Annotated in this window: 21 protein-coding genes and 1 tRNA gene; 4 read left to right on the top strand and 18 right to left on the bottom strand. The window is 44.6% G+C overall.

Annotated elements, in window-relative coordinates; translation table 11 throughout:
• Nucleotides 1-129: 129 nt before the first annotated feature.
• From IGQ44_03570 to IGQ44_03540, 7 genes are all read right to left on the bottom strand, one after another.
• Nucleotides 130-1,878: an EAL domain-containing protein gene (locus IGQ44_03570; GenBank protein ID HIK37052.1), complete on the bottom strand. Its 1,749-nt coding sequence runs from the start codon at nucleotides 1,876-1,878 to the stop codon at nucleotides 130-132.
• 164 nt (nucleotides 1,879-2,042) lie between these two features.
• Nucleotides 2,043-3,002, bottom strand: coding sequence for an apocytochrome f (locus IGQ44_03565; protein HIK37051.1), 960 nt, complete (start codon nucleotides 3,000-3,002; stop codon nucleotides 2,043-2,045).
• A gap of 38 nt (nucleotides 3,003-3,040) precedes the next feature.
• On the bottom strand, nucleotides 3,041-3,580 hold the full coding sequence (locus IGQ44_03560; protein HIK37050.1) for a cytochrome b6-f complex iron-sulfur subunit: 540 nt from the start codon (nucleotides 3,578-3,580) through the stop codon (nucleotides 3,041-3,043).
• A gap of 461 nt (nucleotides 3,581-4,041) precedes the next feature.
• Complete coding sequence (gene galE, locus IGQ44_03555) at nucleotides 4,042-5,055, bottom strand: UDP-glucose 4-epimerase GalE (GenBank protein ID HIK37049.1); 1,014 nt, start codon at nucleotides 5,053-5,055, stop codon at nucleotides 4,042-4,044.
• Between the two features lie 44 nt (nucleotides 5,056-5,099).
• Entirely contained in the window at nucleotides 5,100-6,200 is a 1,101-nt protein-coding gene (locus tag IGQ44_03550) for a glycosyltransferase family 4 protein (protein ID HIK37048.1), read from the bottom strand.
• A gap of 201 nt (nucleotides 6,201-6,401) precedes the next feature.
• A complete protein-coding gene (locus tag IGQ44_03545) occupies nucleotides 6,402-7,226 on the bottom strand; it encodes a thermonuclease family protein (protein HIK37047.1) in 825 nt (274 codons plus the stop codon).
• Nucleotides 7,227-7,288: 62 nt separating this feature from the next.
• The gene (locus tag IGQ44_03540) at nucleotides 7,289-7,915 is read right to left on the bottom strand and encodes a class I SAM-dependent methyltransferase (protein ID HIK37046.1); all 627 of its coding nucleotides are present in this window, start codon (nucleotides 7,913-7,915) and stop codon (nucleotides 7,289-7,291) included.
• Between the two features lie 262 nt (nucleotides 7,916-8,177).
• Between IGQ44_03540 and IGQ44_03535 the strand changes: the two genes are divergently transcribed.
• Together IGQ44_03535 and IGQ44_03530 are read left to right on the top strand one after the other, a co-directional pair.
• Nucleotides 8,178-8,957: an RNA polymerase sigma factor SigF gene (locus IGQ44_03535; GenBank protein HIK37045.1), complete on the top strand. Its 780-nt coding sequence runs from the start codon at nucleotides 8,178-8,180 to the stop codon at nucleotides 8,955-8,957.
• 57 nt (nucleotides 8,958-9,014) lie between these two features.
• Nucleotides 9,015-9,088: transfer RNA gene (locus IGQ44_03530), tRNA-Pro, on the top strand.
• Nucleotides 9,089-9,951: 863 nt separating this feature from the next.
• Here IGQ44_03530 and IGQ44_03525 read toward each other — a convergent pair.
• Both IGQ44_03525 and IGQ44_03520 read right to left on the bottom strand, forming a co-directional pair.
• On the bottom strand, nucleotides 9,952-11,058 hold the full coding sequence (locus IGQ44_03525; protein ID HIK37044.1) for an FAD-binding oxidoreductase: 1,107 nt from the start codon (nucleotides 11,056-11,058) through the stop codon (nucleotides 9,952-9,954).
• Nucleotides 11,059-11,109: 51 nt separating this feature from the next.
• On the bottom strand, nucleotides 11,110-12,015 hold the full coding sequence (locus IGQ44_03520; protein ID HIK37043.1) for a tetratricopeptide repeat protein: 906 nt from the start codon (nucleotides 12,013-12,015) through the stop codon (nucleotides 11,110-11,112).
• A 173-nt stretch (nucleotides 12,016-12,188) separates the two neighbouring features.
• Here IGQ44_03520 and sppA point away from each other — a divergent pair, with 173 nt between their 5' ends.
• A complete protein-coding gene (gene sppA, locus IGQ44_03515) occupies nucleotides 12,189-12,998 on the top strand; it encodes a signal peptide peptidase SppA (GenBank protein HIK37042.1) in 810 nt (269 codons plus the stop codon).
• A 7-nt stretch (nucleotides 12,999-13,005) separates the two neighbouring features.
• Nucleotides 13,006-13,449 carry a chorismate mutase gene (gene aroH / locus IGQ44_03510; protein HIK37041.1) on the top strand — a complete coding sequence of 148 codons (444 nt, stop codon included), beginning with the start codon at nucleotides 13,006-13,008 and terminating at the stop codon, nucleotides 13,447-13,449.
• Between the two features lie 19 nt (nucleotides 13,450-13,468).
• Here aroH and IGQ44_03505 read toward each other — a convergent pair whose 3' ends face one another.
• From IGQ44_03505 to IGQ44_03465, 9 genes are all read right to left on the bottom strand, one after another.
• Nucleotides 13,469-14,812 (bottom strand): response regulator, encoded by a 1,344-nt coding sequence (locus IGQ44_03505; protein ID HIK37040.1) that lies wholly within the window; start codon nucleotides 14,810-14,812, stop codon nucleotides 13,469-13,471.
• A 582-nt stretch (nucleotides 14,813-15,394) separates the two neighbouring features.
• A complete protein-coding gene (locus tag IGQ44_03500) occupies nucleotides 15,395-18,286 on the bottom strand; it encodes a response regulator (GenBank protein ID HIK37039.1) in 2,892 nt (963 codons plus the stop codon).
• A gap of 15 nt (nucleotides 18,287-18,301) precedes the next feature.
• Nucleotides 18,302-20,524, bottom strand: a complete 2,223-nt coding sequence (locus tag IGQ44_03495) for a PhnD/SsuA/transferrin family substrate-binding protein (GenBank protein HIK37038.1) — start codon at nucleotides 20,522-20,524, stop codon at nucleotides 18,302-18,304.
• A 37-nt stretch (nucleotides 20,525-20,561) separates the two neighbouring features.
• Nucleotides 20,562-21,128, bottom strand: coding sequence for a chemotaxis protein CheW (locus IGQ44_03490; GenBank protein HIK37037.1), 567 nt, complete (start codon nucleotides 21,126-21,128; stop codon nucleotides 20,562-20,564).
• A 3-nt stretch (nucleotides 21,129-21,131) separates the two neighbouring features.
• Complete coding sequence (locus tag IGQ44_03485) at nucleotides 21,132-21,497, bottom strand: response regulator (protein HIK37036.1); 366 nt, start codon at nucleotides 21,495-21,497, stop codon at nucleotides 21,132-21,134.
• Between the two features lie 138 nt (nucleotides 21,498-21,635).
• Nucleotides 21,636-22,055, bottom strand: a complete 420-nt coding sequence (gene msrB, locus IGQ44_03480; protein ID HIK37035.1) for a peptide-methionine (R)-S-oxide reductase MsrB — start codon at nucleotides 22,053-22,055, stop codon at nucleotides 21,636-21,638.
• Nucleotides 22,056-22,109: 54 nt separating this feature from the next.
• Nucleotides 22,110-22,541 (bottom strand): hypothetical protein, encoded by a 432-nt coding sequence (locus IGQ44_03475; GenBank protein HIK37034.1) that lies wholly within the window; start codon nucleotides 22,539-22,541, stop codon nucleotides 22,110-22,112.
• A gap of 211 nt (nucleotides 22,542-22,752) precedes the next feature.
• Nucleotides 22,753-23,742 (bottom strand): hypothetical protein, encoded by a 990-nt coding sequence (locus IGQ44_03470; protein ID HIK37033.1) that lies wholly within the window; start codon nucleotides 23,740-23,742, stop codon nucleotides 22,753-22,755.
• Nucleotides 23,742-24,032: a hypothetical protein gene (locus IGQ44_03465; GenBank protein HIK37032.1), complete on the bottom strand. Its 291-nt coding sequence runs from the start codon at nucleotides 24,030-24,032 to the stop codon at nucleotides 23,742-23,744. Before IGQ44_03465 ends, IGQ44_03470 begins: the two co-directional genes overlap by 1 nt.
• Nucleotides 24,033-24,798: the final 766 nt, after the last annotated feature.

Genomic DNA, 24,798 nt, shown 5'->3' with positions numbered 1-24,798 from the left:
CCCCTGCCTTGTTGCTAATTATTCCCTTCTACCTCATCCCCACACCAAGCGTCTGGACAATTCCCCCCATTGCCCCCCATTTCTCCCATTCTAGCCCCCGTCGCCCCTTTTTGTCAACCCTTAGGGAGACTAGAAGTGCAGGGTTAAAAATTCTTCAAACTCATCATAGGGAAGTGGTCTACTAAACAAATAACCCTGGTAGTAATCACAGTTATTCCTATATAAGAACGCTAATTCTGGTTCTTTTTCTACTCCCTCTGCAATCACTATAATACCCAATTGATGTGCCATTTCAATCAGGTATTTTGTGATAGTTTGGTTCCTTGGATTTCTGTCAATATTCCTTACAAAACACTGATCTATTTTGAGAAGCTCGAAGTCAATATTCCCCAGGTAACCAAGGGAAGAATAGCCTGTGCCAAAATCGTCAATGGCGATAGATAAGCCAATTGATTTTAGTCTTTTTAGTTTTTTTGCTGCCTGTTGTGTGTGTTTTACCAAAGCCTTTTCACTGATTTCTAAAACTAATCCTGTGGAGGGGAAACAGTTGTGGGTGATTGCCTTCAGGATTTTGTTTTCTAGGGATTCATCGTAGAGTTGTCGCACTGACAAATTGACAAAAAGCCGCAATTGGGGAGAAAATTGTCTCCTGAGGGCATGAAACTGCTGGCAAGTGTTGTTTAAAAGCCAATCGTTGATAGATTCAATTAAGCCTATATCTTCTGCTAGGGGAATGAAAATTTCGGGGGAAATGTATTTCTCTTTGGGGTGATTCCACCTCAATAATGCTTCTGCCCCTATGATTTTATTAGTCTTAACTTCTACCAGGGGTTGGTAGTGAATTTCCAGTTCATTTTTTTCCAGGGCGTGATGCAAATCTGACTCCAATTTGAGGCGTAAAAAATTGTGCTTGTGAAATACTGGAGAATGGACTTGATAGCAGTTTTGGCCCCTTTCCGCCAAGTCTTTAATAGCCTCTTTGGCTTTGTAAAGAAGTTCATCAATATTTTCCCCGTGGAGAGGGTAAAAACTAATTCCCATCTGGAGGTCAACATAAATTTCCCTCTGGTTGACCACAAAGGGAGGCGCCATTTTTTTAATAAAATCCTCGGCGAAGTCAATGGCCACCTGTTTGGTGGTGACGGGAGGGGAAATAATGGCAAAGTCATCGTCGTCTATCCTAACCAAAACCGAATCTTGGATGATGATAGATTTAAGTCTATTAACCACCGCCTTGAGGACAAAGTTGGTGAATTCTGTGCCCAAGTTATCTCTGAGGAGTTTGAGGGAGGTTAAAGTTATATAAAATATGGGAATTATTTGGGGGAAAATGTCTTGATCGGGATTGTTTTGCTCTACTTGTTGGTAGAATACTTCTAAGATGGCATTGAAATTTTCTACCAGAGATAGTTGGTTGGGAAGCTGGGTAACCTCGTCGTATTTAGACAAAAAATTGAGTCTTTCTTGTTGGACAGTTAATTGAGTTTTGATGCGCCTAATTTCTTGGTATTTTTGGAGGGCAATAGAAATAGTGGCGGCCAAATCCTGCTTTTTGTAGGGCTTGACAATGTAGCCATACGGAGAGGTTTTCATGGCCCTTTGCAGGGTATTATTATCAGCGTAGGCGGTCAAATATACAATAGGAATCGGAAAAATTTTATTTAACTCCTTGGCCAACTCAATACCATCCATACTGCCGCCAATTTTGACATCCAGAAGTACTAAATCGGGTTGCAGCTGTTTGATTTTTTCTATGGCTTTTTCCGCATTAGTGGTCTTTCCTACTACTTCATAGCCCAGCTGTTGCAGATCACAGGTGAGACTTTCTGCGGCGATAATCTCATCCTCCACCACGAAAATCTTTATTTTTTCTTCCATAGTTTGTTTTTTTTTCACACATATCCTATTATAAATCAGAAAGTTACAAGGAGAAGTAAAAAACAACTAGTTTCTGACAGGGGATCAATCCTGTGGTCATAAAAAAAAGGGGCATGATTGCCCCTTAAACCAGTGATAGATAATGGGTGGAATAGAAAGGAAATTTAGAAGTACAAACCGGCCTCTTGAACCTTCTCAACTTGTTTTTTCTTGAGGACGAGAAGGACCTGAGAGATCATAATGCTGGCAATGAATACCAGTAACCACTTGACTCGTTCAGGACTCTGTAGTACAATTTCGGTGTCTTTTTGGCCAAAACCCCCCACATTGGGATCATTGGTGAGAGGCGCACCGGCAGCTATTTGTTGTCCTTCAGAAACAATCAATTCAGGGCCGGGGGGTATATCTACAGTGGTTTCTTCACCGTTGTTGTTGATGGTGACGCTGTAGCCACCCATTTCAGTTTTGGTAATCTTGGTGATAACACCGGCCGTAGTAGCCCGAAACACATTGTTGTTGCTCAAATCGCCGGTGGGGTAAATTTGGCCTCTGCCGCGATTGCCACCCACATGGACTGCATATTTGCCGTAGTGAATGTTAGGATCGGATTTAGGATCAGGGGAGAGGATGGGGAAAACAATTTCCTCGTATTGGTCACCGGGCAGGGGGCCAACAATAATCCAGTTGTCTTTCCCTTCCTTGTAGGGTTGGAAGTAAACCCCGTTAACCCTTTCCTTCATTTCCTCGGGAATACGCTCTTGGGGGGCTATTTTAAAACCATCAGGCAGCATCAACACTGCCCCTACGTTTAATCCACCCTTGCTCCCATCCCCTAAGATTTGTTGTTGGGAGTGGTCGTAGGGTATCTTAACTACAGCCTCAAATACAGTATCTGGCAGTACAGCATGGGGGATTTCGATTTCAACAGGCTTGGCGGCTAAATGGCAGTTGGCACAAACAATACGGCCGGTGGCTTCCCTTGGGGTATCTGGGGCGGTTTGTTGTGCCCAGAAGGGGTAGGCGTATGCTTGTGGCGCGGGGGTGAATAGTAACCCTACTGCCGCCAGTGTCACCAAAAGGAATCTAACTGCTATTTGCGGTATACGGTATTTCTCTTTTCTCATAAAAACTTCAGTATTATAAAATAATTCAAACAGGTAGATTAAACCCACCAGGGCTCTTCGCCGGTACGGAAGTCGGTTTCTTCCCAGGGGCTGAGGAATACCTTGTCATTGCGGACTTCGGCGTGGACTAGGGCCAAAGACAGGGGGGCTGGGCCACGAACCACCTTGCCTTCGCTATTATACTGGGAACCATGGCAGGGACATATAAACTTGTTTTCTGCCGCATTCCAAGGGACCACGCAACCTAAATGTGTACAAACAGCATTCAAGCCGTAATTAGCTATTTGTTTATCCTCGGTGATGATGAGGTAGGTAGGATCCCCCTTCAAGCCTTGGACTAAGACGCGCTCTCCCGCTTGGTGACTAGCTAAAAATTCACTAGCCACCACGTCATTGCCTAGTTTATCCTTGGCAGCAACACCGCCACCAGTGCCACTAGCAGACTCAGGCACAAAGTAGCTAATGTAGGGATACAGTGCCCCTAAAGCCACACCGGTGACTGTGCCAAAGGTAATAAGATTGAGAAACTGACGACGCCCCATATCGGGTGCATCAGCGTTTCCTGCTATTTGTGTCATGTTCTCTTACCTGTTTTGTACAACTGAGCTACAAGGGAATTGTTAAAGGGCAGCCTGATGTTAGATTGACCGGCTGAAAGTCATTATCTAATTATTACAAAAAATGAACTTTTTGCCGAACCGTCTCTTACTTTTGTGGTTTGCGACTTGATGACTATCCATCTATATTTTAACAAAACTTAAAATTTGACCCCTGCTAGAATACCCACTCTGTGGGAGGGAGAAATGTACCTGTTGATGGGGACAAATGGGGATAACCCATGTGATGTGGAGTGGGTGAAATAAATATGAGGGGAGAAGTCTTATTACTTTTGTATTAAGAAGTTTTAAAAAACATAAAGGAACCGGCGTCACGTGGTACTGGGGGCTGCTGGTTATGTAGTCGGTATGGAAAGTCGGCATGATAGGAGAGGGGAAAGGAGGAGATGGTAAATCAGGAGTAAGAGGCAATCGGTAACTGCTCAGTAACCAGACAGTAGCTTTTTCTCCCAGTTGAGGGCGGTTTGACAGATGAGCTCCAACTGGTTATACTTGGGCTGCCACCCCATCAAGGTTTTAATTTTGTCACTGTTGGCCACTAGACAGGCGGCATCTCCCTCTCTTCTGCCGACTACTTCTACTGGGAAATCCACTCCAGAAACCCTCTTCATGGTTTCTATCACCTGTTTTACTGAATAACCGTAGCCATAGCCACAATTAAACACATCACTGTCATGGTTGTTCAGGTATTCTAGTGCCATTAAATGGGCATAGCTCAAATCATCTACATGAATATAGTCTCTTATACAAGTGCCATCAAAGGTAGGATAGTCGTCACCGAAGATGTACAATTTATCCCTTTTGCCAACAGCAGTTTCCGCGGCAACTTTGATCAGGTGGGTGGCATTAGGAAAACATTGGCCGATTCTGTTTTTGATGTCGGCGCCGGCTACATTAAAATACCTTAGGATTACATACTTAAATCCCCTATAAGCCTTGGCAGCATCTTTGAGTACATTTTCACTCATCAATTTACTCATGCCGTAGGGGTTAATGGGGTGGGTGGGAGTATCTTCCCTTACGGGGATTTCTTCTGGATTGCCGTAAACTGCCGCTGTGGAGGAAAATATAAATTTCGAAACCCCATATTTCACTGCCAAATTTATCAGATTTATGGTGTTTGTGGTGTTGTTCAGGTAGTATTTAAGGGGATTGGTAACACTTTCTGGCACTATGATGCTCGCGGCAAAATGAATAATGGCCTGGAAGGAATTGGCTTTGAATATTTCTTCTATTTTGCTAAAATCACTCAGGTCAGTTTTGATGAATTTTAGATTGTTCCTATCATCCCTAATAGTTTCTAGAGTTTGAATAGTTTTTAAAGAACCTGTGGACAAGTTGTCTATTATTGTTATAGCACAGTCATTGTATTCTAGTAATTGTTTTACCACGTGACTACCTATATAGCCAGCGCCACCGGTGACTAAAATCTCCATTAACTTCCTCTGTGGTTAAAAATTCAGTGCCCCTTGTGAGAACCTTATGTTCTTATACCATGAAAGTTGGGTTTAAGATTTAATTTAAACCAGATTGGCGTTTTAAACCTGACAATACTGGCATACAACCAGATGTAAAAAACAATCCATGATAGGGTGAATATTTGTAGTGCTGGTGTTTCTTGCCAAAAGATAACAGCGGGGATAAAGCTTATCAGACTAAAAAACCATAAATATACACTAGTAGTAGAATTTAATACACATCTATCCCCCTTTTTGCAGGAGGCTTTGAGGACTCTTTTGTAGATCAATGAGTGGAGATGTAACCTATCTGCATTACCAGCGGAAGCTCCTCTTAGCAGTTGTCTTCTGTAGATGGAAAAGAGAGTTTCCCAAACGGGGTAGATAGCCAGAAGTACGGGAAACCAGGGGGATACTGTGGGGTGTCGGTGGACTAGTAAAACGGAAATGGTGCCCAAAGCAAAACCGAGAAAATAAGCCCCGCCATCGCCCAGAAAAATCCTGCCACTGGGGTAATTCCACACCAGAAAGCCCAGAACAGATACTAACACTACGATACAGCTGTGCAGCAAAAACCAGTCGTCAACCCTATAGCATACGTAGGCCAGTCCACAGAGTATAATGACACAAACACCACCGGCTAGGCCATTAAAACCATCAATGATGTTTATGGCGTTGGCATAACCGCCAATAGCCAGCATGGTGAAAGCCAGAGAAAGGGGTGCAGAATTCAGGATATGATCCAAAAGGGAAACACCAGTCCTTGTGATTCCCCCCTCCAGCAGGAAAAACGCTAGTGTACCAGAAAGCAAACACAGGGTCAATCTGACCTTAACAGGGACTTGTTTTGTGATGTCTTCCCCTAAACCTGCAACAAAGGCGGGAAGGGACGACAATAGTAATAGTATGGCCTGTTGGGCAGATTCTCGTTGCCGCCAGCCAAATAGGAGAAGGCCCAGTGCCACTCCCAAAAACACTCCTATGCCCCCCACACGGGGAGTCGGTTTAGTGTGGAATTTCTGTGGCCCTCCCCCATGAGGATCATTTATCCATTCCCCCAGAATACTATTGTACTCCGATATGATACCAGATACAGCTGCGGAGATTAGAAAGGAAGAAATCATAACACAGGACAGACTTTCTCCAAGACTGACTTTCAATTGGATAGTTAGCTCTAAGTTGTTATCATTATGCTCATTAGTAATTATCCCCCATGTTGCCTATGACATAGCACCAACTGATAATAGGACACCAACGCCTCCATGTGCTCCCCGCCGGGTCGCGAATTGAATTACAAAGTGATTTATTACTCACAATACATATGGCTATAGATAGATCAAGTTTTCTGGTAATTCTGAGAGGCAAAAGAAGTCCTCTTGTTGTAGGATGATGTCACGGAATAGTTTCTTTTTCTTGTGGGGTAGAATCAACACTTTTTCTGATTTCACTATTGAGTTTTTAAAACCACTAAGTTCACTACTGGTTTCCAGATAGGCTATCAGACGCCGAAATAGTTTTGGTAATATTACGATGTTCTTGCTAACATCAAATAGGTCCCAAACCCTAAAACCCTGATTGGTGACATCGGATTGCCATATGCCTATTTTTTTATTCCTGGCTTTGACTACCGCGCCAGTCATTTTGGCCCTCAAAGTTGGTGCTATTCCCCGATAGTAAGTAGGATAAGATTGTCCCCAGGCCAAACTTTGATAATTTGCCGATTTGAATAATAAACCCACGGGGAGTAAGAATTCCGCACCGTCTGGGTGATCAATATCGCCAGTGAAAACAAAAGCCAGAGGACGACCATGTTGATCTGTTTTTTTTGCCAGTATAAATCCTGGGTTTTTGTCCTTGGCAGCCACAACTGTTTTTTTCTCTTCATCCCATTTTACTCCCTCTATTTCCAGCTTTTCTAATAAAAAGTTTGCAGAAGTAAAACCCCACTGTTGTTGAAAGTTGCGGAAGTGAGTTTCTAAACTATCAATGCCTAGAAGACGGATTTGGGCATGATTTTCTTCATTCAATACTGTTGGTATGCCCGCCAACAAATTCCAGTTTTCGGGATTTTTGGCTTTAAAACGAACCGAATCTCCATCTGGGGAGTATCCGACTACGTGAAAGGTTCCCTTAATCAGACGAAATGTCATGCAATTTCCAGGCGCTCTCGTCAGCCAAAGACAGTAAATATTGTGAATAATATACCATATTTTCAATTTTTAAACCAATGGTTTTTGTGAAAAATGGAAAGCACAACATTGGCGAAAAGATAGGGATGAGAAACAGTTAAAAGCCCTGATGAAGTGGCCATTTCTTCTCTCTTCTTGGCACTATAAAACCGAATTTTTCCAGGAGAGATAGAAACTGTATTTTGTGTTTCTTTTGCTATGTAATCTGCCAGGTAGAAGTATCCACCTGGCTTCAAAACTCTAGCCACTTCTTGGAATACCGCTTCTGGGTTTGGATAATGTAAAAAGCTGATAGTGTTAAACACCGCATCAAACTGATTGTCGGCAAAGGGTAAATTTTCAGCATTGCCGCCCACAAAAATAAGTCTAGGATGATGACGATTAGCCTTACGCGCCTGTTTTAGCATTTCTGGGGATAAATCTAAACCAATCCCCTTTAATTGTGGATACCTTGCCGCTAAAAGGTTAAGTAGTTTCCCTGTACCACATCCCACATCCAACACTAAACAGGGGGAGGGAAGGACAACATAACTCAATAAACGACGGTGAATTGTCTGATAAAATATAGTCGTAGGGATAAGATCGTAAGTTCTTGCCCACAAGTCGAAAAATTTTTGTTTCTCTCTAAATATTTGATTTTTTTCTGTCATATTCCTCCTGCCACCCCTAGCTAATTCTCTCTAAGAGTTATTGTAAACAGATGTTAAGGGAATACCAAGATGTAAGTGTATATAATCATGGGAGCTATGAATGGGGATCAGAAAGTAAGTGAATACCTCGATGCAATAAAAGTGATTGACAAAATAGAATAGTGGGAGGATGGTTGTGTTAGCAGAAAGTAGGATGGGCTGCATTTTTTGTTGTTATAAAAACTACTAGTCGAAAAAAGGAAAATTGCCTGGCTTGGGAAATATGAAAACCATAAGTATTGACTCCAGCTACACAAAAGAGAATAGTCAACTCTTTTGGGAGTATAGACGGACAAAAAATCTGGAAATAAGAAATAAGATATTAGAATTGAATATGGGGTTGGTCCGTCAGGAAGTGTGCCGTTGGGTGAATCAATGTCGGGAGAGTCATGAGGACCTACTCCAGGTGGGGTGTATAGGCTTACTGAGGGCAATTGAGCGTTTTGACCCAGAAAGGGGGTACGCTTTTAGTACGTTTGCAGTACCCTACATCAGAGGGGAAATACAACACTATTTGCGAGATAAAGGTTGTGCCATTAGGATTCCCAGGCGCTGTTTGGAATTGAAAAACCAAGCCAACAAGGCAATGCGAAAACTGAGAAATACTCTTCGTCGTCAGCCAACGGATGAGGAGATAGCAAGGGAGTTAGGGATTTCTCTGCAAGAGTGGGAAGAGGTGAAACTGGCCCATCAAAACCGTGAACCCATTAGTTTAGATGTTAGCACCAGCGATGAAGATGAGAAACTTACCCTAGCCGATTGCCTCCCTGACAACCGCTATCGCAGCTTCCAACTGGCAGAAGAGGACAAAATCCGTCTGCAAAATGCCCTAGGTCAGTTAGAAGACGGCATTCGCAAGGTGTTAGAGTTTGTATTTCTCAAGGATTTAACCCAAAAGGAGACTGCAGAAATGCTGGGGGTGAGTGTAATAACAGTTTCTCGTCGTCTGAAAAAGGGAGTGGCTAAGATGAGAAAACTTATCCACTCAGAAGATTGTGGTTAAATCCCACAATAAATAACTAAAATATGTTATAAAATATCTTGTGGTCGAACAACACAACGGGATGTAGCGCAGTTTGGTAGCGCGCTTCGTTCGGGACGAAGAGGCCGTGGGTTCAAGTCCCACCATTCCGATTGTGGATGACCCCTAAAAGAAAAAACAATAACCCCGCCCTGTGGGGGCCAGGGGGTGTTTCTTTTCAAGGGGCATATTTATTCTTTGTCCAGGGGGGTTGGGGAATAGGTTTGGAGAAAGGGGGGGTCAAATAGCTGATAATACTATTTCCAGGGGCTATCTTCTCCTACCTATCAAATCTATCCAATAGCTTATTTTCTCCTCTATTGGCGCATTTAAAAATACTTTGGCCCTATATCTACTTCTGCCCTCTTGTGGTGGGCGATTATGGCATTGGCAGCAATATCGTCATAGTTTTTTCCATACCCCCTATCCCAACCAAGCTTGTTTCTAGTTTCCTTCTTTGTCTACTAGTAAACCATTCTTTTTCCTATTTAGCCACTGCCTCCCCTCCCCCATTTTGAATTACTGTCGGATTAGTCTTGAGAAAATTGGCCAATTATTCACACTTCTCTTTTAATCTGGCTAGCCCTTCTAGAGACATTTTCCTCCTTATAGTATATCTGTGGTCTTCTCTTGTTGGAAGGGGTAAAATTGTAAATACTTTTGTAAGTGATTATTTTTTAGTCTAATTTTCCAATAGATATTCAAATTCACCGTATGTGGTTGGGTTTTTGTCTCTTACTACCATATGTCGGTTTACATGTGCTGCATTTCATTAACTACTTTGACTTTGAAAAATTATGAGAATGAAGGGCTTCTAACTGTCTAACCTCCAGTTTTGCACTGCCTTTATACCAGCACTTGACCAAAATCACCCTTTTCCACAATTCATTTGGCCTTCAGGCCCTGTTTGTTAAAAATCATCAGGAGAGCCCCCTCACAACACTCACATTTTTGTCAAGGGCCTGTTAAAAATTCTTTAAATTTCGGCTTCAATCATCTGCCTAACAGTTTGGGCAGTGGCTGGTGCGAGGAGGATGCCGTTGCGGTAGTGGCCCGTGGCTAGGATAACATTGGGATGGCTGGAAAGTTTTTCAATTACCGGTGCGGGCTTGCCCTGGGGATGGGGTCTTTGGCCAGTCCAGGATAACATTATTGTGGCCTGTTTAAGGTTGGGATAAAATTCGGTTGCCCTTTGATATAACTGTTGTAACAAATCGGGACTGGGGGTGGGCTCAGACTCTTGTCCGGAGGGAAACTCAACGGTGGCACCCAGCCAGAATTGTCCATCCCCGAGAGGTGCTATGTGAATATCGTCGCCGCTTATGACGGGGTTAAAGCCTTCTGGGTGTGACCACTTGTCATATTTTAGTAAGAGGGCCTGTCCCAACACTGGTTCGATTCTTATGTCCACTCCCAGGGGTTTAACCAGAGGGGTGGTGCCTAAGCCCGTGGCCAAAATCACATAGTCGGCAGACAGGGAGTGCCCCTCTAATTCCACCCCTTCACATACGCCACTTTTGTTTAGCCTGAGGGCAATGACTCTTTTGCCCAGAATACATTGTACTCCTTTTACACTTGCACCCTTAACCAGGGCTTTGGTGAGGGGGGTTGGACTTACCTGCCAGTCGTAGGGAGAATAAACTGCCCCCTTGGTGTCTGTGGCAGAAATGTCTAATTCTGGACAGTTTTGTCTTAGTTTTTCTATGTCCCACAACTGTAGCGAGTAGCCTTGGGAAGCGCGCAGTTGAGCCAGTTTTTCGTATTTGGTTATCTCTTCCTGGTCAAGAAGGAGTTTGACAGTGCCATCTTTATTGTGGGGGATGGATAAGCCCGTCAATTCCTCCAATTCGGGTATCAACTGATGATAACGGCGGACACTAGCTTCCCTTAATGTCCAGGCCCTCCCCTTGGTTTTTAGACTGATTATCCCCATCAAAACCCCTAATGCGGCTCCCGTAGCGCCACTGCCAGGGTTATCATTCTCGTCTATTAGGGTTATTTCCAATTGGGGGTTGCTACTTAACTCGTAAGCTATGGCACTGCCTATTACCCCACTCCCCACCACAATAATTCTTCTCCTCATACTCCCACTGATTATTCATGCCCAAGAGGGTGCCAAGAGTTGTTAAGAATATTATTTCATATCCAACAGAATGGAGTTAATCATCTCCTTGGTGAGTTCTATTTTTTCCTTTGCCCCCTCCCTTTCATACATACCCAATGCTTTTCGGGCGTCAGTGAGGGCATTTTCATGTTTGGCCACAACCCAATAGTTAAGGGCTCTTAGGATGTAATAATCGGGATCTGTATTATCCAGGGCAATGGCCTTGTTGATGTCGGTCATGCTTTTCTGGTAGTCTTCTAAGAAGAAATAGGAATAGCTACGGAAATAGTATGCGGGGGGGTACTCTTCCACAGTTACAACCCTGGTGAAGTCTTCTATGGCCCTCTGGTAGTTTTCTAGGTTGTAGTGAGTCAACCCCCTGAAATAATAATAGTCTATGGCGTTGGGTTCCAACTGTAGGGCTTTGTCAAAATCTGCTAATGCCCTGCTGTAGTCTTGTGAGAAGAAATAACAACGCCCTCGATTGAAGTAGGTCACGGGCAACTGTTCTGATTTGAGGGCTGTGGTATAATCGGAAATGGCTTTCTGGTATTCTCTTGTCTCTAAATAGGCATCCCCCCTCACCTGATAGGCCAACACCACCGAAGGATCCATCTGTATCACTTTTGTCATTTCCTTTATGGTTTCGGGGTAGTTATTTGACAGCCAATGAACAAGTCCCAGTCCGAGATGAGCCTTGACGCTGTTAGGTTCCAGTTGAGCCGCCTTTTGGAAGTCTGCTATGGCCCTATTGTAGTCTTGTTTTTCCAAAAAACTAAGGCCCCTCTGGTAGTAGTCTTCGGCGGTGACCGGGTTGGACATCCCCTGGGCATAAACATCTGGTGGGCGGATGGTGGTGGCTGTAGCGGGGGGCAACACAGTGCTGATGGCAATCACCAGGGCGCCACAACCCAGGGAAAGTGCAAGGCGACTCATGGATTATCCTCAGTGTATAGTCTATAACCCGATTGTAGATGGTTTTCCCCAAATTATGCAAGTTGACTGCCAGGACTAGAAGAATCTTAACATTAAAACCCTTTTAGTGGTACAATGGTGACCTCGGGTTCTTTTTTGGGTGTTGTGGCAAAGGGGAAATAAAATAAAAACTGATGGTTTGGCCTTTTAAACCCAAAAGTCTTAGGCAAATTGCCAGAATTGAAATCAACGGCATAATAGCTTCAGCCACCCGTGAGAGAGTTTTGGCGGCCCTACGGGAGGTGGAGAGAAAACAATACCCCGCCCTGCTGTTGAGGATAGACTCTCCTGGAGGTACAGTGGGGGATTCTCAGGAGATTTATGCTGCTTTGAAGAGGCTGAGACAGAAGATAAAAATTATTGCTAGTTTTGGGAATATTGCTGCCTCTGGGGGGGTTTATATTGCCATGGGTGCCACTCACATAGTTTCCAATCCGGGTACTATTACTGGTAGTGTTGGCGTAATTATCAGGGGAAACAATCTGCAGAAACTGTTGGACAAACTCGGCGTGTCTTTTAAGGTGATCAAGTCGGGGCCCTATAAGGATATACTATCTTTCGACCGGGGTCTGACCAAGGAGGAGGAGGAAATACTACAGCAGTTGATAGATAGCAGTTATCAACAGTTTATCCAAACGGTGGCGGAGAATCGCAAACTTTCCCTGGAAACGGTAAAAAGTTTTGCTGACGGAAGGATTTTCAGTGGGGAACAGGCCTTAAAATGGGGTTTAGTAGATCGTCTGGGGAGTGAGGAGGATGCCCGTCGTTGGGCCTGTGAATTGGTGGGGCTTGATCCGGACAAAACTGAGTCTTATACCATAGAGCCACCCAAATCCCTCGTGGAGAAGATTTTCACCGGCAAAACAGGGGTAACAAAGGCCCTTAATTGGATAGAATTTGAATTGGTTACTAGTGGTCAACCCCTGTGGCTATATCATCCCTAGACTAACTATGGAAAAAAGTCAAGAGAAAGAGGAAAGAAATAAACCGACTAAGGTAAGGGCAATCAGAGGCGCTACCACCGTAGAAGATAATACAGTAGAGGCTATAAGACAAGCGGTAACAGAGTTGTTGCGGGAGATAGAAATCCACAATCAGTTGGAGCCAGAGGAGATTATAAGTGCCATTTTCACTGTCACCCCCGATTTAGATGCCATCTTTCCTGCCACCATCGCCCGAGAAAATCCTCGTTGGGAAAATGTACCCCTCTTGGACTTACAACAGATGTACGTCAAGGGAAGTCTTGAGAAGTGCATTCGTGTACTAATATACTTCAACACTGATAAACCCCAGGCGGAAATATATCACCCCTATCTGCGGAGGGCTCAAAGTCTGCGTCCCGACTGGAATCTTGCCCATCGGGAGAATCTCCACAGACCGTCTTTGGGGGAGTAGTATGAAAAGAGGAATAGTCCTAGGCGGATTTGACGGCGGCTATAGGGGTAGAAAATCTCTTGGCAAGACACCGTTTAACTACCCTCAACAAATCTTCTTTTTTGAAAGGTTTGGCCAAAAAGTCCTTCCCCCCCATCTCTTCTAGTTGGACTGGAGTCAGGGCAGAGGCGTTTCCACTTACCACCACTATTGGCACGTCCTTGAAAGCCGAACTACTTTTAAGGATTTTAGATAGTCTATTGCCGTTTATGCCTGGCATGGACAGATCCATTAAAATCAAGTCTGGCTTGGTTTGAAACAGACAAGAAACCGACCTCATGGGATTATCTACGGTTACCACCTCAAAGCCTTCTTCTGTTAAATACTTCCTCATGGTTTGTAGGGCCGTGGGGCTGTCGTCAATACACACAACTTTATATTTACCTTCTATTTCAATGTCTTCTGCCGGTTTTGACTGTTCTTCCACCTTTTCTGATCTGTGGGACAGGGATGTTAATGTGGCCTTTTCCTGTCTTTCCCTGGTTTGTAACGGCTCTGTAGCTACCAATTGAAGTACCGGCACAGAGGTGGAAGTAGAGGCGGAAGGTTTCTCGTGGCGGGAAAGGGGGGTGGGAAGTTCGTCTAGTGGGGCTTTGGGGGGGTTTATGGTGATAATTCCCTGTTCGACGTAGGGATACAACAGTTGGGCAAATTTCAACTCGTCTTGTTTTAACAGGAAGCTCAACTGGCGGATGCTCAAACCCTTCATGAGTTTAGCCAGTTGTGCCAAGACTGCTGGAGACAGTGTTACCCCTTCCACGGTTGGGTTGTTAATAAACAGACTGGGGTTGATGAGTATGGGGCGTTGGTGGGGGGATACTATGGGGTAGAGTTTTTCCCATTGTTGTAGGCGGATTTGGCACAGTCTTAACAGGGATTTAGCCTCAAATAGATTGTCCCCCACTGTTGTCTTCAATTCTTCCAGATATGTAGTATTAGTGGTCAGCCATTCACTTTCGCAGTGAGACAGACATATAAGTGATTCTAGGGCGTCTTGGCTGATTTCTTTCACTAGAAACAATTTTTCCGTATGGGAAATAATCTTGCTGTCGTATATTCTTCTTACAATGGGCAGGAGTCGGAAGTGATTGTTTTTATCCACCACTAGATTAGTGGGGAGTTTAGCCATGGCGGCGGGGGATATTCTCATGAGGTGATAGGTGAGGGTTTCCAGGGATTGTAAGGAGTGTTGGGCGTAGAGTATTTTGCCCTCCTGCCAATACAGATCCCATTTTACTGACTCTGTCCTTATTTGCCAGTGGCCAGTTTTCTTGGAGTCTATTATCTGTTGTACAGCCTGGGAGAAGTCGAATTTGTCAGCCATTTCCCTTGCGCCTCCGATACTAGTTCCTTTCCAGTGGGTTGGTTGTATTAGTTTTTTTGTTCTTCCTATGCCCTCTATTGTGAAAAAAGATTGTGTAAATTTTGTGGAGATGAAGATTTTTTTGCCTTTTGTTAACAGCCATCACCGCGGCCCGCAAAAAAGCAGTCACTGTCATAGTCCGGGCGTGGACCTAATTTTCTGGTGTTTATTGGTTCTTTCTTTTTTTTTACTTTACCTCTATCTTACTTGAGTATTATACCCCTCTTTTCTCAAAATAGCAACTTTATACCCAAATAAAGGGCAGTTTTTTATATTTTTATCCTATTATTAAATCCTGGGGAATTTACTAATTTCTTGCTGTTTAGTTAATAAAAAAAATCTAGAACACAGGATTTTTACTGAGAAAGGGACAGGAGCGCTTCGAAGATAAGATAAACCGGGGTCATCCTCCCGTCGCTAAATAGTATCCCCTAAACACTATTTTCTGTGCACTGCTTCCCATGGTTCCGGGTTTTTTCGGGTTTTTTATTAAGGAATTTAAATTTTCTTTAAATATTTCTCACGGAAAACGATACCACTAAATCATGAATGCTGTACCAGTTGGTTGAGAGTGTGGAGTAATTCCCGTTCGTTGTAAGGTTTGCCAAAATAGGCGCTAGCGCCCAAGTTGAGGGCCAGTTTGCGGTGTTTTTCGCTGGTGCGGGAGGTCAACATTATGATAGGAAGAGATGTAAATTCCCGTTTACCTTTCACTTCCTCTAAGACGCCGTAACCATCAAGACGGGGCATTTCTATATCACAAATCACGGCATTGACTGGCAAGCCTGCAAGGAGTTTGTCAACGGCTTCTTGGCCATTTTTCGCTTGTTCAACACGATACCCGGCCTCTTCCAACAGTTTGGTAAGATGAAGACGAACTGCCACGGAATCGTCTACCACCATTACGGTTTTTTGGGAGGACTTATTAATAGTGGGGGGGGTGGGAGAGTAATTGTCCAGGGGGGTGGAGATGACAACAGATTGTAACATCCCCATGGGTTCAATCAAAGGCAAAACACGTCCATCCCCTAATAAGAATGAACCAATAACATAGGGAGGGGGAGATATAACACTTTCAATGGGACGGATAGAGACTTCTTCTTCTCCCCAGAGTCTGTCTATGCTAACACCGACAAGATGATGGTCATCCCCCACAATCACGATACAAGTCTTGTCAATTAGGGGGGGTTGGCCGAATTCTGGTGGCAATGTCAAGCCACGACTGAAGGTTAGGATATGCCGTGGGTGGACGAGGGGAAGAGTTTTGTCTTTCCAGAAGAATTCTGACAGTCCATCGGCGGAGGGCAAATGGAGTATCTCCCTTACAGCCGTAATAGGGATAGCATACATGAAGCCCGCAGTTTCTACCAGAAGGACACGGCTGACGGAAAGGTTGAAGGGTATAGTGATGGTAAAGGTAGTCCCCTTACCTGCCTCGGTTTGGACAGTAAGGGTGCCGCCGATTTTCTCAATAGCCTCTTTTACTGCATCCATGCCAACGCCCCTGCCTGCCAACTCTGTAACTTGGCCTGCTGTACTGAATCCCGGTTGAAATATTTGATGCAACAGTTGAGTTTCGGACATTTGCTCAATATCCTGGAGAGGGATGCCCATTTCCAGGAGGCGATCCTTAATTTTTTCCAAGGAAATACCCCGGCCGTCATCACTGACGGTGATAATAGTTTTTGTCCCGCGGTTGAAAGCCTTAAGAGATATGGTGCCATGGGGGGGTTTGCCGGAAAGGGTGCGGACTTCTTCTTCCTCGATGCCATGAGCGAAGGCATTGCGCACCAGGTGATTAAGAGGGGTTTGTAGGGCTTCTACCAGGGGGCGCTCTAAGAGTGTATTTTCTCCCTCGATTTTCAGTTCCACCCTCTTGTTAAACCTGACACTCAAATCCCTTATCAGACGGGGGAAACCTTTTACTAATTCGCCAAAGGGCCGCATGGAAAGGGCGGTGGCCTTTTTCTGTAATGCGCCTATGATGAAATTCAACTGTTGTACGGCCTGTTTTAATTGTTCTAAACTTAAATCTAAGTCGGTGCCCACCTCCTGTAGTTGGACAAGGGTTTCCATTCCCTCCTGGAAGAAAAGGTGTAAGTCACTGTAGCGATCCATTTCCAGGGCGTCAAAACTACTGACATTTTCCCCTTTTTCTTCAACGGCCTTATAAACCTCAGTGCTGGCACGATCGTACCACGTCCTCAACTGTTTATGGCAGTGGTTTAAATGACTGAGTCTCTTTTGTAGTAACTTGGTGTTCTCCTGTAGTTGGCGGAGGAAGGAATTAACCTGGTTACGCTCTAAAATCATTTTGCCCAAGAGGGTGGTGAGTTGGGAGAGGTATTCTTGGGGCACCCTTACCAGGGGTTGGGGTTTGGGGTTTGGCGATGGGGTAGTAGGGGATAGGGATTGGGGAATGGGGCAGTCTTCAAGGGGGGGTTTTTCTTCTGTTTGTTCAATGATTTCTAGGGCCTTTTGCAGCTTTTGTAATTCCTCAATAGTAATTTCCTCTCCCTCAAGGGCTAGGGGTATATTTTCCAGGGTTAGGGTTAGTGTTTCTTTGTCTAAGGGGTTTTCCTCTTCCGTTACTCTTGCCCCTGTTACTGTGGATTCTGTTGTTGTAGTGGAGGGGGTTACGGTGGAGGGGGTTGTCTCTGTGGTTTCCCCTAGGCTCCTTGGTATCTTGTCTATATTATTGCGTAGTACTAAACCTAGGGAACGTCGCCAGGCAGTGATGGCTTCTTGGATGAGGGAGTCGATTTGATGGGGTGGAGTGAGGAGAGCTGTATTTTGTATAGATTCACATAATTCTACAAAGGGTTGTAGGGGGGCCATTTGCCCTAAAAACAGCAGTTGTTCACAGGCGGAAAGTAGGGTCGGGACTTTTTCTTCTGGTGGCAGCGTGTTTACCTTTGCTTCCAACTCGTCTACAACTGGTTCTGCTCCCTCGCAAAAGAGCAATAGTGCTTCTGAGGTTTGATTTTTTTCTGCCAAAAGGCGTTGTTCGTCTTCGGGGGTAATTTCACCCAAGTTTTGTCTTAATTGCTCGAAAATGGGCTCTAATGTCTGTTTTAGCCAAATATCTTCTATCTCCTTCCCCTGGTAGTGCAATTCTACCATCAGGCGCAGTCCGTCAATACAGGCCAGCAATAGACTTTCCACCTCGGTGCTAACGGGGGTAGAATGGTGGTGTAGTCTGACGAGCTTGAGAAAGTCCTCTAAACGGTGGGAGGCTTTACTGAGGGTGGCAAATCCCATCATCCCTGCACCTCCCTTAATGGAGTGAATTGCCCTCAGGGCCAAGTCCAGTTGTTCTTTTATGTCCCCTTGCTGGGTTTGCAGTTGACTGAGGTGTAGTAATACCGATTCTGCCTGGTTAAGACAGTCTTCTGCTTCTGCCAGGAAATTTAAACGTAGTTGTTGTTCATCCATAGGCTATATCCCCTGTTAGTCGACTTTGAATTTTTCCACTGCGCTTTGTAGTTGCTTGGCAATATTGGCTGTGGAGATGATTGATTCTGCTACTTTTTGAGACAGTTGTAATCTTTCTTCCGATTCCCTGGCCAATTCTTCCATAAGCTGGGTGAGTTTTCGAGAAGTCTCTGTTTGGGAGGCGGTGGATTCGGAGATGTATTTCATCAACTCGTCAATACTGCGAGAGAGTTCCAACACCTGGTTTAGACTCTGTTTGGCGGACTCTACCTGGTTGGTGGTATATACAACTTCCGCTGTGGTCATCTCCATGGCCTCCGCTACATCTTGGGTTTCCTGTTGTATTTCCGCCACCATTTGGGCGATTGTCTTGGTGGCTTCAGCCGATTGTTCTGCCAATGCCCCCACCTGTTCTGCTACAATGGTGAAACCCTGTCCTTGTTCACCGGCACGACTGGCTTCCACACTGGCGTTGATGGCCAGGAGGGTGGTTTTGAGGGCTATTTCTTCGATGAGGGATACCGCTTGAGAAATTTTCTGGGAGGATTCCCCCAGTATCTTCATTTTTTTAGCAGTTTCGGCTATAGTGCCCCTCACCCGGAGGATCCCCTCCACTGTATCGTCCATAACACTACTGCTTTTTTGGGTTTCTTGATAGGCGTCTTCTGCTAGGAAGGAGACTTTATTGGCCGTTTGAGCCACCTGGTTTACTTGTTCCGACATTGTCTCAATGGACTCCAGAGCCTCACGGGTTTTTCTAGACTCGGCCAACGCCTGAGATGCGAGCATTTGGATGAACTCAGCGTTGTCCCCCAGGGCCCTGACTACCTCGTTGCTGGAGACTCTGGCCTCTAGGGCAATATCTCGTAAACTGTCAGTGATGGCGTTAAACAAGTCGGCCACAGTACTCATTTCCATGGAGGTTAGACTTGCCCTTACTGTTAAGTCCCCTTCTAGTGCACCCTGTACTTCTTCTATAAGCTGATATATTTCTTTTTCCAGTCTTTCTTTTTCTTGCTTTCTCTCCTCCGCCAGTTTTTCGATGGCCTTGCGGGACTGTTGTTGTTGGTATATGATGAAGGTTGCAATCAGTATTACTACCAAGATGGCACCACCGGAAAATAAGTACCAATATTTCTGGACAAAACCTACCCAGTTTAATTTTCTCAGGTGTTCATACCGTCCTATTTGTAGCTCATAAAACAAGTCATCTATCTTACGATAGTTACCTGGTACTGTCCATCCCCCTACACCCGCATCCTTTGCTGCCTTAGCATCTTCTGGCATTTTCAACAGGGCAGAGGACACCAGTTCTGCTATCCTGGGGGGTGTATTTTTCGTAGCCGAAAAGGGCCATTCCGGGTAAAGGTCGGTACTGACTAGGAAGGGGAATCTGTCGGCTAATTCTGTTCTCTGATTGATGACCACAAAGTCTTCTAGTTTAATTTTCCCCTCCTCCTGCATTGATTCTAGAACATCGGTTCTTACCGCTCCCACGTCTACTTTTCCATCTCTCACAGCATATACTACCTTGTCATGTTCTCCGGCAAAGGTCAATTCTTTCAAGTCTCTGTACGGATTAATACCCGCCTTTTTCATTTCCAGCCACTGGGCTTGCCACCCTCCCAGGGATTTCTCATCCACCGCCATCATGGTTTTTCCTTTCAAGTCTTTGAGGGTTTGGATGTCATTTCTATCCCGCCGCCGGAAAATCACCCCCCCGAATTCTGTTAATACCCTACCCAGTTTCTTGTTTTTCATGGTGGCAATTCTGTAAATATCATAATCCGTCTCCAAATCGACAAACATTCCCGGGTTGGTTAGGACAAAATCTATGGTGCCCTTTTTGGTGGCTTCTTCAATTTCTCGAAAGTCTAAAGCCACAATTTCAAACCCGCCGGCTTCAGGCACTTCTCTAGTCAGGTAATCTGCGGTAGCCTGCCATCTTCGCAATGCATTTTCTTTCCCTCTTAAAGCCAAGACGCCAATCTTATATGCCCTTCTGCTACTGTCCTGTTGGGGAGGTGTTGGGGTTTCCGTGTCATTGCTAATGGCGGGTTGGTTTTGGCTTACTAGTGTGTCTTGCCTAACAGTGGCCTCTGTAGGGGTTTCCGTCTTGTCTATAGTCTTATCAATTATATTCCTGGCGATGGAGGCTGTCACTGTTGTACCCCCCGCCAGGATGTTAACCATGATGACAGTGGCTAGTATTAAGGATTTGGGTTTTCTGATTCTCATCTTGCTGCTACTGCTCCATGTTAATGGGTGTGGACTTTTAAGACTCCTTGACCACCTCTTCTAGGATTTGGTCAACATTCAACACGGGTAATCTTCCCTGGGGACACTTCTGCCAGGAGTGAATGTATAATGCCAGTAGCTGGTGTTTTGTTGTTTCTGTTGTCTGTTGCGCCTTTTCCGATTCTTCTGATGACAAGGAGTCCTCTGGGAGGATTCTGGTAACCCCCTCTATGCGGTTGACGGCTAATCCCAGGAAGAGGGGGTTGTGGCCGCCGGCGGTTTTTTCTGCCACCAGGATGTGATAGCGTCGACTATTATGGGGCAGAGGCTCAAAGCCCAAAAATTGGGGCAAGTCGACTACAAAGAATACCCGTTGCCGGGAGTTGATTAACCCCATGACATGGGGTGGCATTTGGGGGATAGGTGTGATTTTTTCCGCCTCCACTAACAAACTCTCGTCAATCTGAGTAATTTCAACAAGGACACTGTTTCCCCCTACAGCACAACGGAGGTATAGCTTTCCAGCCAACTGTTGTGGGGTAAAAAGTTGTGGTAGTAGTTGTCTTAACCTCTCTTGGGTGGCATTCTGAGGAGAAATAGCCATGGATTAGCCTCCCAATGCCTGTCTGACAGCGTTAACCAACTCTTCCTTGCTACAGGGTTTAACAATATAGGCTTTTACACCTTGTTTCATTGCCCACATTTTATCCACTTCCCTGTCCTTTGCGGTACATGCTATTACAGGTATGTTCGCAGTCTCGGGATTTTTTTTAAGTTGACGACACAAGTCTAAGCCACCCATTTCCGGCATCATCCAGTCGGCTACGATGGCATCTGGTTTATCTGTCATCACCTTTTCCAATGCTTCTTTGCCATTGCTTGCCTTAGTTACCTCATAGCCGGCAGAGGCTAAATACTGGGCTATTAATTCCAACTCCGAGGGGAGATCGTCTACTACTAGTACTTTGCTCATATACAGACGTTACTGCCGATTCTATCCGCATTTTCCCTTACTTGAACCATTTTAGCGGAGGCCATAAAAAATGATGAAGAAAAAATGCCTTCTTCACCATTTCTTAACAGTTATATACTCATTAAACCCGTTTTTTCCTCATTTGCTCTCAGTAGCTTCTTCGGCTGCTGGTTCAAATTTCAGAGCCACGGAGTTGATGCAATAACGTTTGCCGGTGGGTGGGGGGCCATCATTGAAAACGTGCCCCAGGTGTGCGTCACATACACTACATAACACTTCTATACGGTGCATGAAGTAGCTATAATCGTCTTTGTAGTATACGCTATCTTCCCTAATGGGTTGCCAGAAACTGGGCCAGCCAGTGCCGGAATCATACTTATTGTCGGAGGAGAACAGTTCGTTGCCGCAACACACGCACTTGTATATTCCCTTGCCCTTAAAGTTGTAGTACTGACCAGTAAAGGCTCTTTCTGTACCGTGTTTCCGTGTCACTTCAAATTGCTCTGGTGTTAGGAGAGCCCTCCATTCTTCTTCTGTCTTGATTACTTTTTTTACCATACGCCTGATATACTGTTAACAATTGCTAATAAATGTTTCCTTTTGTTAATTTTATCATGGGCAGTAGGCTGGTCTTGTATCTATTTTTATATCACAAAATAATTCAGGATGGAGAAAGATGACAGACGGAGTCATGTAAGCCCCTTTACAAAAGCTAAGACTAAAAGCAACCTCATCGCAAACATTACTAAACACATACTTATGCACTTCTTGAGGTAAGGACTTTTTGGTGGCATTCTCCACAAGCCTAATACCAAGTCCCTCAGCCCTCTTTTCAACCTTCTGACGCCCCTGAAGCCTGAAATTAGCAAGTATCACTAGTATAGCCCTCTTATTCTCATTGGCTCGCCTGATATCTTCCAATGCCTTACTATAGCTCTGTGAAGTGGCATACCTTTGATTGGAAGCCCCTTTCTGAGAACCTGTCCCATCAAGAAAGCCTATAGCTATGTTATCTTCCTTATTCTTTCTTGAAAAAAACCCCATGGCTTGTAGTCTCCTATAGTCAGGTCACCCTTATTTTTCGAGTGAAGCCTTCTCACATGGGTTAGAGAATATTCTACAGTAAAAGTACATGAGTCTGGAGACAGAAGTAAAACTGTTAGTCCAACGACCAAAAACCCTTAATATAAAAATAACAATGAATCCCCACCCCCTCACCCTTAATGTAGGGGATGATAGTTTACCCCCTACAGAGTTAACCAACGGCCACCTCAAAGGCTATCCCTTCCAAACGGAAATCGTTGGCAAAATTAGCCAGGATATTGTTTTTTTCCGCCTCCAATACGAATAAATAAGTGCCCGGTTGACGGAGACTTTGGAAACGATAAACATCCACTCCCTTGCCGGCACTGGCGTCGTAAACATAAAAGGCTATACCCTCCTCTTGAAAATTGGGGTAGTTGCGACGTATAGAAACACTCTCCTCCTCAGTGGCGAAAAGATAGGTGCCCGGTAAATCCCTGTTGCGGAAACGATTGATGCGAATCAGGCCATCACCCGGTTGAGTGGCCACTTTAAAGGCCAATCCCTCTTCCGCAAAAATGGGATAATTGGAACGAATGCCAGCAGCCTCCCTCTCCCCCACATAGAGATAAGTGCCTAAATCTCTATTACGAAAACGATAAAAAGGTGTATCCAACAATGGCCTGTGGTTGGCATTGGAGATGGTTGAGGAGGCAATATCCCCTGTAGTGAGGACGGTAGTCTCACTGAAATTGGGTATAGCGGGAGAGGTTGAGTTCGACTTGTTGGAAGTGGTTGTCGGGTTAGAAAAGGAATTTCCGATGCCAGCAGCATTGCTAATGGCGGGAAAGTTAGCCTCCACACTGCCCATGTCTACCACCCCGTTGCGAATACGGGGATTACCCAGTTGATCTACGGGTGTATCACCGAAGAACCGCCTTAGTCCTACAATGGCACTATTGCCCGCATTGACGACTGGGCTGTCTGGCAGAGGCTGATAGGCTATTAACTCGTTACTATTCACAAAGACCTGTTGTAGTTTCGGGTCAATACTTTTTCCTACACTGCCCACTATGTTGTTATTTCTGCCATTGAAAATTCCACTGACACTACTAGCGCCAATGAAATTGTACTGACTGCCGGGTGCAAAAAAACCATCTATGGGGGGCGGGTTTAGAATTGGCTCAATCCTTTCGCCTATTTTTCTGGTGATAGTCTGCACTAGCTCCCCCTCATAGTAATTCTAGTAGTGATATCTATATCTCCGGTACGTGTCACAAAGGTGTCAAACAGGCCCAAATTGGGCTGGGTTTGTTCTTGAAAGCGGAAGTCCTCATTGCCCTGAATGGTAAGGGTATATGTGCCCGGTGCTAAATTGATCACATATTCCCTTCCCGGATTGCTTTGGGCAATCAACACGGCATCACGCAAGGACAAGCCATTGGCGGCACTAGCATCATTTTGATCCTCAAGGGTGGTGACATTTAGTACTACCCTTGCCGAAAAAAACATCCTGACTCATTTTTCTGTGTTTATCTTGCTTGCAGGGGTATTGCTTTTATCCCGAATCCTGTGAGTTCTGAAAATAATAATGGCCTCTTTTTTCTAACAGAATTCTAACAAAAAAACATCTTTTCCACACCTCCATCCGTTTCTCTTGTTGTTTTTCTTGCCATTTAAGTAATTTTACTTATCTTAACAAAATGTTGCATTTCTCATACTGCCCCCGGGGTAGTAGGCACGGAAGCTAAAAGCTGGGGTTTATCCTCCTCAGTTTCCTGAGTAATGTGAAGTTTTGTTAAGAAATAATTTTAACAAAAAGCAACAAAAATTGTTAGTTTTAAGAATTATCTACTATCCTAGCTTACAGGAGGGGATCAATGAAAGACAAAGACTTTTAGACTGATTTTAAAGAAAAATATACTTTTATCCCAAAGAGGGCAAATATGGAAAACAGGAGGGTGATTCGCCGGTGAAAATTGTCCAAAGCCAACAGGACTATTTTCGATAGAAGGGCGGACGTATGAATGGCCTGTCAACCAGGCAGTCACCGGTTTGCCCTCTTAATAGTTCCCCAGGTTGTAGGAAAAAGACAATAAGAAAATACTTTGAAAAGCTGGTATTTGCTAGGGGTAAAAGTTACAAAAAATAGGCAGTTATAGACCCAATAAAATCCCTCAGTCTAGAGTCTTTATGGGTTGGTTTCCCTCCTAGCTGAAAAAAACTAGTTGAGGTAACAGTCATGTCTAAGAAAAAGAAAAAATCCCTTAATACTCAT

It is taken from the genome of Geminocystis sp. M7585_C2015_104, assembly GCA_015295805.1.
Classification (GTDB): Bacteria; Cyanobacteriota; Cyanobacteriia; order Cyanobacteriales; family Cyanobacteriaceae; genus DVEF01.
This window is presented reverse-complemented; position numbering and strand designations above follow the sequence as displayed.

What these genes read in the sequence shown, in the direction of transcription:
- IGQ44_03540 (HIK37046.1), bottom strand. Translation starts at nt 7,915, where the DNA reads ATGACAGAAAAAAATCAAATATTTAGAGAGAAACAAAAATTTTTCGAC.
- IGQ44_03500 (HIK37039.1), bottom strand. Translation starts at nt 18,286, where the DNA reads ATGGATGAACAACAACTACGTTTAAATTTCCTGGCAGAAGCAGAAGAC.
- IGQ44_03505 (HIK37040.1), bottom strand. Translation starts at nt 14,812, where the DNA reads ATGGCTGACAAATTCGACTTCTCCCAGGCTGTACAACAGATAATAGAC.
- IGQ44_03485 (HIK37036.1), bottom strand. Translation starts at nt 21,497, where the DNA reads ATGAGCAAAGTACTAGTAGTAGACGATCTCCCCTCGGAGTTGGAATTA.
- IGQ44_03545 (HIK37047.1), bottom strand. Translation starts at nt 7,226, where the DNA reads ATGACATTTCGTCTGATTAAGGGAACCTTTCACGTAGTCGGATACTCC.
- msrB (HIK37035.1), bottom strand. Translation starts at nt 22,055, where the DNA reads ATGGTAAAAAAAGTAATCAAGACAGAAGAAGAATGGAGGGCTCTCCTA.
- IGQ44_03570 (HIK37052.1), bottom strand. Translation starts at nt 1,878, where the DNA reads ATGGAAGAAAAAATAAAGATTTTCGTGGTGGAGGATGAGATTATCGCC.
- aroH (HIK37041.1), top strand. Translation starts at nt 13,006, where the DNA reads ATGGAAAAAAGTCAAGAGAAAGAGGAAAGAAATAAACCGACTAAGGTA.
- IGQ44_03465 (HIK37032.1), bottom strand. Translation starts at nt 24,032, where the DNA reads ATGTTTTTTTCGGCAAGGGTAGTACTAAATGTCACCACCCTTGAGGAT.
- IGQ44_03560 (HIK37050.1), bottom strand. Translation starts at nt 3,580, where the DNA reads ATGACACAAATAGCAGGAAACGCTGATGCACCCGATATGGGGCGTCGT.
- IGQ44_03520 (HIK37043.1), bottom strand. Translation starts at nt 12,015, where the DNA reads ATGAGTCGCCTTGCACTTTCCCTGGGTTGTGGCGCCCTGGTGATTGCC.
- IGQ44_03495 (HIK37038.1), bottom strand. Translation starts at nt 20,524, where the DNA reads ATGAGAATCAGAAAACCCAAATCCTTAATACTAGCCACTGTCATCATG.
- IGQ44_03475 (HIK37034.1), bottom strand. Translation starts at nt 22,541, where the DNA reads ATGGGGTTTTTTTCAAGAAAGAATAAGGAAGATAACATAGCTATAGGC.
- IGQ44_03525 (HIK37044.1), bottom strand. Translation starts at nt 11,058, where the DNA reads ATGAGGAGAAGAATTATTGTGGTGGGGAGTGGGGTAATAGGCAGTGCC.
- IGQ44_03535 (HIK37045.1), top strand. Translation starts at nt 8,178, where the DNA reads ATGAAAACCATAAGTATTGACTCCAGCTACACAAAAGAGAATAGTCAA.
- galE (HIK37049.1), bottom strand. Translation starts at nt 5,055, where the DNA reads ATGGAGATTTTAGTCACCGGTGGCGCTGGCTATATAGGTAGTCACGTG.
- IGQ44_03490 (HIK37037.1), bottom strand. Translation starts at nt 21,128, where the DNA reads ATGGCTATTTCTCCTCAGAATGCCACCCAAGAGAGGTTAAGACAACTA.
- IGQ44_03565 (HIK37051.1), bottom strand. Translation starts at nt 3,002, where the DNA reads ATGAGAAAAGAGAAATACCGTATACCGCAAATAGCAGTTAGATTCCTT.
- IGQ44_03550 (HIK37048.1), bottom strand. Translation starts at nt 6,200, where the DNA reads ATGATTTCTTCCTTTCTAATCTCCGCAGCTGTATCTGGTATCATATCG.
- sppA (HIK37042.1), top strand. Translation starts at nt 12,189, where the DNA reads ATGGTTTGGCCTTTTAAACCCAAAAGTCTTAGGCAAATTGCCAGAATT.